This is a genomic window from Halalkalibacterium halodurans, from assembly GCF_004376175.1.
Taxonomy (GTDB): domain Bacteria; phylum Bacillota; class Bacilli; order Bacillales; family Bacillaceae_D; genus Halalkalibacterium; species Halalkalibacterium halodurans.
Map to the genome: position 1 here is coordinate 36,858 of NZ_SNUY01000030.1, position 8,781 is coordinate 45,638.

Genomic DNA, 8,781 nt, shown 5'->3' on the forward strand with positions numbered 1-8,781 from the left:
CTGTTCATGAATGAAGTGTATATCGCGATCATCATTATTTGGTCGTTTCTGTTCATCTATTCCATTGCTGGCTCCATCGATTTTGGTGCTGGTTTTTGGGCTATGTTTTATTTAAAGCGGCAGGAAACGAAAGCTGCCAGTATTGCGAACCGGTACTTATCACCGTCGTGGGAAGTGACGAATGTTTTCCTCGTGTTGCTCGTCATTGCCCTTGTTGGCTTTTTTCCTGGGGCTGCCGCTTCTCTCGGCACCTTAATGATTGTTCCGTTTTGCCTCGTGCTGTTTTTGCTCATTATTCGCAGCGCGTTTATGGTCTACTCGTATTCCGTGCAAAAATATTCGAATATGCTCATCGTCATCTCAGGGATCACTGGCCTCCTCATTCCTGCCTTGCTCATTAGCATTTTACCTGCTGCCATTGGGGGCTTTATTGAAACGGTGGGTGATCGGCAATATATCTTATTGAATCAACTCTTTACAAGTCCTACGTTTTATACTCATATTGGATTTGGATTAAGCACAGAATTGTTCCTCTCGGCGCTCCTTTTAAGTGATTATGCCCGTGAAGCACAAATTGAGTCGACATTTTCCGTCTACCGCCGGAACGCAATCGTCCTTGGACCGATCACCCTCGCCTTTGCTGTTGCAGCGATTTTTACCCTTCTGCCCGAAGCAGCGTGGATGGTAGAAAACATGGTGAACGAGTGGCTATTATTTTCCCTATCCTTGTTTGCATTTGCCATTGGCTATAGCGCTCTTTGGTGGCCGTCGAAAAAGGGGGAGATTGGCCAACCGCGGGTCGCAGTCTTATTGATCGTTGCCCAGTTTGGTCTCGCTAGCTTTGCCTACGGGTCGGCTCACATGCCATACTTGCTCTACCCTCATTTAACGATTTATGATGCGTTTACGAACGAAACGATGTTCTACTCTCTATTTATCGGCTATTTAATCGGTATGGCGTTACTCATACCTGCCTTCATTTTATTTTGGTGGCTGTTTATGAAAGACAAACGCTATTTGCGAAAGGATTTGACAACGGACGAATAGCAAAAGCTGTCGGGCCATCCCAACAGCTTTTTTAAATAGTCAAAAACGCAACGTTATTTCGTTTAAGCCGTATTAAAAATCATAGCTTAAATTGCTTAATCGCTTCCTGTAATGTTTCAGCCATTTCCGTTAGTTGGTTCGCAGACGCGGTAACCTCCTGCATGGAGGCCAACGTCTCTTCAGCGACTGCACTGACGGATGAGGATTGCTCCGCTGATTCTTCCGCAACGGACGCCATGTTTTGCACGGATGTCGCTACCTCAGTAGACTTTTCAGCAACCTCCCGCGTGACACGATTCATCGCTTCTACCTGACTCGTTACTCCTTGGATGGAAGCAACAATGGAGTGGAATTTCTCCGATGTTTGCGCAGCTGTCTTTAACCCAACGGACACTTCTTCTTTTACTAGCCCCATTTTCTCAACAGAATTGTTCGTTTCTTTTACCATTTCATCGATAAGATCATGAATTTTCTTTGTCGATTGAGAAGACTCCTCTGCAAGCTTTCGGACTTCTTCTGCTACAACGGCAAACCCTTTTCCATGCTCCCCTGCCCGGGCCGCTTCAATGGCAGCATTTAAAGCAAGTAAATTCGTTTGCTCGGCAATGGATTGAATCACATCAAGGATTTCAACGATATCTTCCGAGCGTTTCGATAGGGTTTGAATCGCTTGGTCAGAGCCTTTAACTGATTCATCAATGGACTGCATATTTTCAACGGTTTCTTTTACGAGCGTATCCCCTTCATTCGCATAAGTAAGGGTCAAATTCGCGTTGCTTTCGATCTGCTTCGCCCCATCCGTCATCTCTGTCACAATTTGATTCATTTCTTCTAACGTCTTTACGCTAGTTTGTGCAGCACTTGTCTGCATATCGGCGCCACGGGAAATGGATTCAATCGCACTAGTCGTCTGTTCTGTCGCACTAGATGTTTGCTCCGCACTCGCTGAAAGCTGCTCTGATGAAACAGCCACTTGATCTGCATTTTGTAAAATACGTTGAATTAATCCGCGTAAGTTCTCTTTCATTGCTTCGAATGATTCATTTAATTGTCCGATTTCATCGCGATTTTTAATCTTTACCCGTTCCGTCGTTAAATCCCCATCGGCGACAAGCCGCGCCACTTTCGTCAGTCTTGCCAGCGGTTTTGTTATCATTTTTGATGTGATAAATGCAAGGACAATCGCTAAAACAAAAGCAACTATACTGACGGCCACGACAACGGCAAACGCAATGTTCGCAGTCGTATTCGCCTGAGTTTCAGCCTCTTGAATAATGTCTTCCATTGCCATTACAAATTGACTTGCCTGACTGTTAATCACGGTACCTAGTGGAACGACCTCACTGTTCGCTTGTTCTATTGCACCTTCTGGGTCAAGCCTATATTTACTAACAACGTCGTTGGCTGAATCGACCATGGAGCGGTTATTCTCACGAATGAGCTCAACCGTTTCTAGATATTCCTCGTCAGAAAGAAGTAGCTCGATTTCTTCAATGTACCGATTCACCTCTTGGTTCGCCTGATAAAATCGATCGAGTAGCTCCCTTTCTCCTGAGAGCAAGTATCCTCGTAAATGGTTGCTTTGCTGACTGACTGACGATTCAATTTGCAGAGCGGCTGCACGTGCTCCCTCTACTTCTCCAATAATCGTGGTGTATGTATCGTTCACTTTGTATAACGAATAGAGGGAAACACCGCTTGCTACACCATACAACAATGCCACAATAATAAATGAACTAATAATCTTTCTTCCTACAGACACTGAAAAGCCCCTTCCTATTTTATTTGCACAGATAAACAGAACATAAGAACTAGTACTTTAACCCTACATTAAAAATAATATCACAAAAATAAGCAAAATAGTTTGTATTCTTGTAAAATGTGCAAATCTTTCTTTGTTTCGTAAATGTTCACTCGATTCATGCTTATCATGATTCCTTTCTCTTACATGTTAAACAGGCTTGTCGTCAAGTCTATTAGCGGAAGCTTTTGTATTATCCTCTACGAAAGTTTTTAAAGGAAAAACCCGATGGATTTCACCACCGGGTTCGAGATTTCGTCAATGGACGTTTACATTCCATTCTTCCCCTAATAGTTCATATGATCTAATCCGATCTTCAAAGCGATGGGTAATCGTGACAACGATAACCTCCTCTGTCTCATAAGCCCTCGCTAGCTCCACCAATTGTTGCCGAACAGCTTTTGGTGAGCCGACAATCATCCGTTTCCGATTTTCCCGTATGCGTGCCCGTTCAAATGGACTATACGGATAGGAAAGGGCGCTTTCGATGGAAGGTGTTCCTTTTGATAGCTGCCCATTTTCAAGCATGATTAACGAAAGGTCTAAACTGGAAGCAATCTGATCTGCTTGTTCATCCGTATCTGCGCAAATGACAAAGATCGCGACACTCGTCTGTGGTCTGTCAAACAAAGCAGATGGCTGAAAAGTCTCGCGATACGACTCAACCGCTTGCACGCCTCCTTCTCCGTTAATGAAGTGAGCAAACGCAAAGCCTGTACCATTTTCCGCAGCTACATTGGCACTTCCTCCACTCGAACCGAGCAGCCAAACGTCAGGTACTGTATCGATAAGTGGGGTCGCTTTTAAGCCATGAAAACGATGATCCGTTGGCAAATCATCCTGCAAGTACCCAATTACATCTTTCACTTGAAGAGGGTATTTATGAATATTTTGCTCTTTCCCTTCTTGTAATGCCATTTTCGCAATTGGCATCCCTCCTGGGGCTCTACCAAGCCCTACGTCAATTCTCCCAGGATGTAGCGCTTCTAATAGCTTGAAGTTCTCAGCAACTTTATACGCACTATAATGGGGAAGCATCACACCGCCAGACCCGAGACGAATCTTTTTCGTATGGGCGGCTAGGTGTGCTATTAATACTTCTGGACTTGATCCAGCAAGGGTCGATGCATCGTGATGTTCTGATACCCAGAATCGATGGTATCCTAGAGCTTCGGTCACTTTTGCTAGCTCCGTTGTCTGCCTAAGAGCTTCTTTTGCATTGCTGCCGTAAGCAATCGGTGACTGGTCTAACACACTTAATTTCAATTAAATCCCTCCATTCCGCTCACTACCCATTATTCAATCGTTTCGCTTACCTGTCTATTTTTCTGCTCACGGTTCTTTTGAAAATAAGAACGAAAACGACACATGTTCTCATCCCTCATGGTAAAAGCTAGATAACGACACTTTGACCGATGCACAAGCTGCCAGCTACATATCATTAGTCGCTCTTCCTTTTGATCCTATACTACTAGAAGGGAGTCGTTTTTATGAAACATCGCGTACATGTAACCGTCTTACTTTTTGTTATGATTGTGCTTATCTTGCCAGCGGAAACCGTGTTTGCTTCTTTTGTTCAGGAGGGAACAATCACACCTGACAGCGAACAAGTTAAAAACATTATTTATATGATCCCCGATGGGTACTCGGCTAGTTATGCTACCAATTATCGTATTTATAAAGGCGAGGAGGAGCCGATCTGGGACCCCCATCTTGTCGGGATGGTAAAAACTCATTCGGCTGACAGTTGGGTCACCGATTCGGCTGCCGCCGGAACTGCGCTGGCGACAGGTACAAAAACGAGCAACGGAACGATCGGTATGTCCACTGAAGGAGAAGAGCTTGAGTCCATTTTACAAGCTGCTGGAAAACATAAAAAAGGGACAGGAATCGTCGTTACGACTCGACTTACCCATGCGACACCAGCCGCCTTCGTAGCAAGTGTTCCATTAAGAATCGATGAAGCGAAGATTGCGCCGCAAATGATCGGACAGGTGGATGTGTTACTAGGGGGCGGGAAAAAAATGTTTGTTCCCGAAGCAGAAGGAGGAATGCAAAATAGCCGGCATCTACTAAATGAAGCGGAGGACGCGGGTTATGCGTTGATCGAAACAAAGGAAGAACTGCAAAATGTAAATTCAGCAAAGGTTCTCGGCCTATTTTCCGAGGGAGCCTTGGCACCAGAGCTGGATCGACAAGGGACACAAGAGCCGAGCTTAGCAGAAATGACAGAAGCTGCGCTCCACACGTTAAAACAAAATCCGAACGGCTTCTTCTTAATGGTTGAAGGAAGCCAAATTGATTGGGCTGGTCATGACAATGATGCTGCGTGGGCCATGAAGGATATTGAAGCGTTTGAAGAAGCGGTGAGCGTCGCGTTTGATTTTGCGGAGAAGGACGGGAATACCCTCGTCGTTGTCGTAGGCGACCATGATACGGGTGGACTTTCCGTAGGTGCATATGGACAGTACAAAGCAAAACCCGATATGCTCAAACAAGTAAAAGCAACTGGGAAATTTATTGCCAGTCAAGTGAACAAACGCCGGACCAACCTAGCTGACGTTATGAAAACATACACTGGGTTTGAGCTAACAAAAAAAGAGCTCAAACAAATTAAAAAGGCGGATCACTTAACGAATGCCATTAATCAAGTCATTAGCAGACGTGCGTTGATAGGATGGACGACCCTTGTTCACACGGGAACGGATATTCCTATTTATGCGTTCGGGCCTTGCTCTGATCGGCTTCATGGATTGTTAGACAACACAGAAATACCACTCATCCTCGCAGATGTGATGGATCTTGAGTGGGAAAAAGCGAGCTAACACGGCAAAAGGCTGTTCACCTACTAACGGTAAACAGCCTTTTGCTCTATCATTAACGATTCCTTCGGGCAAAATCAACAAAACGAAATTTGTCGGGCCGATGCCTGGACTCTGTATACTCGAACAAGACGGCATTGTCCAAATAGACATAGTTACGGACGACGACCACTAAATCATAGTTTTGCAAATCAAGATACTGTTTGTCTTCCTCTGTTGCCTCAGTGACAAACATTTCCTTTTTCGCAAAACTAATCGTCAATCCGAGGGTTTTCTCCACATATTCATAAATGGAATCCTGGCAGATTTCTTTTGTTAAATTTGGAACATATTCCTCGAGAAAATAATCTTTATCTAAAATGATTGATTCTCCGCTTATTTTTCGTGCTCTCACTACAGCCCAGAGCGGTTCCTCAGCATCACAGCCCAACTGTTTTTGCAAAAAATCATTGGCTGAGATTTTCTGTAATGAATGGACTGTTGTGACGACATCATCCCCTAGTTTATGGGCCAATTCTTTAAAGCTAACAAGCCCCGAGACAGGAAAGTCAAACGTAGACCGATCAAGGACAATCGAGCCTTTCCCGCGAATTTTTTGAATATATCCGTGTTCTGATAATAGTTTAAGCGCTTTGCGAATCGTTTCTCGTGACGTGGCAAACAGCTCCGTTAATTCATGTTCGGAAGGGAGTTTCTCTCCCGGCAAACGTTTACCATCATCAATTTCTTTCGCTAACTGTTGATAAATCGTATCGTATTTATTAAGCAAAACGCCTCACCACCGCATTCGAGTTCTATTTCATATAATAAACAACAGACTCATACGGACGCAAGATTAACTGCTGAAACTCACGAGAAGGGTCATGATAATTGGCCAGAAGGACATCAACCTGATGCTTCTCGGCCGTCACATCCTCTGGAACCTGAATCGTTACTTCTCCAGCAAAAAAATGATTGACGACGAGCAAGGTTTCGTCCTGATAGCGCCGAACATACGCAAACACACGCGGGTCCTCAGGTAAGAGTAATTCATAGTCCCCATACGTTACAATGTCATATGTCTTCCTAAGCTCAATCAGTTTTTTATAATGATAAAAGATCGATTGTTTATCCGCCAATGCCTTTTTCGCATTGATTGATCGATAGTTAGACGCCACATCAATCCATGGGGTTCCTGACGTGAACCCGGCATGTGGACTATCATCCCATTGAACAGGTGTCCGAGAATTGTCACGGGATTTTCGTTTAATGATCTCCATGACCTCTTCTTCTGATAGTCCTTGTTCTTTTAAAATGTCATAATAGTTGAGCGTTTCTACATCACGGTACTGATCAATCCGATCAAATTTCGGATCGGTCATTCCAAACTCTTCTCCTTGATAAATATAAGGAGTTCCCTGCATCATGTGAATCGTTGTTGCTAACATTTTCGCCGATTTTTCATGGTACTTCCCGTCATTTCCGTAACGGCTCACGACTCGTGGTTGATCGTGATTACACCAAAACAGCGCGTTCCAACCGCCGCCTTTATGCATACCAACTTGCCACTTAGATAAAATTTCTTTCAGGGCAAAAAAGTCCATGTCACCGATCGCCCATTTTTCACCATTCGGATAATCGACCTTCAAATGGTGAAAGTTAAACGTCATGCTCAGCTCTTTGTTTTCAGGTCTCGTATATTGAATACAATGCTCTAAAGTCGTTGATGACATTTCTCCGACCGTCATCGCATCGTATTTCGAAAAGACTTTGCGATTCATCTCGTTCATAAATTCATGGGCACGTGGGCCATCCGTGTAAAAGCGTCTACCGTCTCCCGGAGGAACAGAGCCGTCATCGTTTGGAAAGGCTTGATCCTTCGAAATGAGGTTAATAACATCAAGACGAAAGCCATCCACACCTTTTGTAAACCAAAAATCCATCATCTCATACACTCGGTTGCGTACTTCTTCATTTTCCCAGTTTAGATCAGCCTGCGATACGTCAAACAGATGCAAATAATACTGGTCTGTTTTCGAATCAAACTTCCAGGCGGAACCGCCAAATTTTGATTGCCAGTTGTTCGGTTCAAGACCATCCACCGGGTCTTTCCAAATGTAAAAATCACGGTACGGGTTATCCTTTGATTGTGCCGATTGTTTAAACCATTCGTGCTCTGTCGATGTATGATTAACGACGATATCCATAATTACCTTCATTTTTCGATCATGAACCTCATTGAGCAATCGTTCAAAGTCTTCCATTGTCCCATATTCTGGATGAATCGAATAGTAGTCGCTAATATCGTAGCCGTTATCCTTTTGTGGTGAAGCATAAATCGGAGTCAGCCAGATGACATCAACTCCAAGTGTTTTCAAATAATCAAGCTTCTGAATTATGCCCTCCAAATCACCGACACCGTTCCCTGTCGTATCATTGAAGCTTTTCGGATAAATTTGATAAACAACTGCTTTCCTCCACCATTCTTGATACATACTAGCATCCCTCCGCTACATCTCGTTGCTTTTTTATATTGTAAACAACATTGTTTTTCTCATCTCTATCCCTTTAAGTATAACTTGTATATACAAGTTGGTCAAACGCCGAAAAAACATCCCCTCAATAGTGATCTTATATTCATCCACTCTTAGGTTATGGTATGAGTAAAATGTTTGTGGGAGAAGAAAAAACCTCCTCATCCAAGTAATGGAAATTTCCGTTACTTGGATGAGGAGGCCACCAAGCGAAAGCGCGGTAGGGTTTAAGCAAAATACATGAAAAAAGGGTCTCTCCTTGGTAGAATCATAGTCGACGAAAACCCGATTCAAAGGAGAAACCCTATGCAAAAGAATAACACAGAATATCCAACTTTAAAAGAACTTGAACAGCTAGTCTGGAGGAAGTTACAGGAAACCTTCTCAAGTGTGATGACCTCCATGTTAGAGGCATATGACGAAGAAATTGTGAAACAACGTGATAAGCAACGCTTTCATTATAAAGATAAGCGGCCTCTAAAAATAGACAGTTTATTTGGTGAGATTGAGTTGAAGCGCTCCTACTATCGCGATCGTGAAACAGGCAAATATGTCTATCTCCTTGACCAATACCTACAATTCGAGGGGATCAAAGGGT

Annotated in this window: 7 protein-coding genes; 3 read left to right on the top strand and 4 right to left on the bottom strand. The window is 43.7% G+C overall.

Annotated elements, in window-relative coordinates; translation table 11 throughout:
• The first annotated feature begins 6 nt into the window (after positions 1-6).
• Complete coding sequence (locus E2L07_RS11230; protein ID WP_010897050.1) at positions 7-1,047, top strand: cytochrome d ubiquinol oxidase subunit II; 1,041 nt, start codon at positions 7-9, stop codon at positions 1,045-1,047.
• Between the two features lie 79 nt (positions 1,048-1,126).
• Here the strand turns inward: E2L07_RS11230 and E2L07_RS11235 are convergent, their stop codons facing one another.
• Both E2L07_RS11235 and E2L07_RS11240 read right to left on the bottom strand, forming a co-directional pair.
• Positions 1,127-2,809, bottom strand: a complete 1,683-nt coding sequence (locus E2L07_RS11235) for a methyl-accepting chemotaxis protein (protein ID WP_053432567.1) — start codon at positions 2,807-2,809, stop codon at positions 1,127-1,129.
• 297 nt (positions 2,810-3,106) lie between these two features.
• Entirely contained in the window at positions 3,107-4,114 is a 1,008-nt protein-coding gene (locus E2L07_RS11240; protein ID WP_010897048.1) for an LLM class flavin-dependent oxidoreductase, read from the bottom strand.
• 224 nt (positions 4,115-4,338) lie between these two features.
• On the opposite strand from E2L07_RS11240, the gene E2L07_RS11245 reads away from it, so the two are divergent.
• Complete coding sequence (locus E2L07_RS11245; RefSeq protein WP_134229593.1) at positions 4,339-5,673, top strand: alkaline phosphatase; 1,335 nt, start codon at positions 4,339-4,341, stop codon at positions 5,671-5,673.
• A gap of 52 nt (positions 5,674-5,725) precedes the next feature.
• Here the strand turns inward: E2L07_RS11245 and treR are convergent, their stop codons facing one another.
• Together treR and treC are read right to left on the bottom strand one after the other, a co-directional pair.
• A complete protein-coding gene (gene treR, locus E2L07_RS11250; RefSeq protein WP_053432565.1) occupies positions 5,726-6,439 on the bottom strand; it encodes a trehalose operon repressor in 714 nt (237 codons plus the stop codon).
• A 25-nt stretch (positions 6,440-6,464) separates the two neighbouring features.
• Positions 6,465-8,144 (bottom strand): alpha,alpha-phosphotrehalase, encoded by a 1,680-nt coding sequence (gene treC, locus E2L07_RS11255; protein WP_134229594.1) that lies wholly within the window; start codon positions 8,142-8,144, stop codon positions 6,465-6,467.
• Between the two features lie 345 nt (positions 8,145-8,489).
• On the opposite strand from treC, the gene E2L07_RS11260 reads away from it, so the two are divergent.
• The coding region (locus E2L07_RS11260) for a UPF0236 family transposase-like protein (RefSeq protein ID WP_208402041.1) at positions 8,490-8,781 on the top strand (292 nt) is incomplete at its 3' end.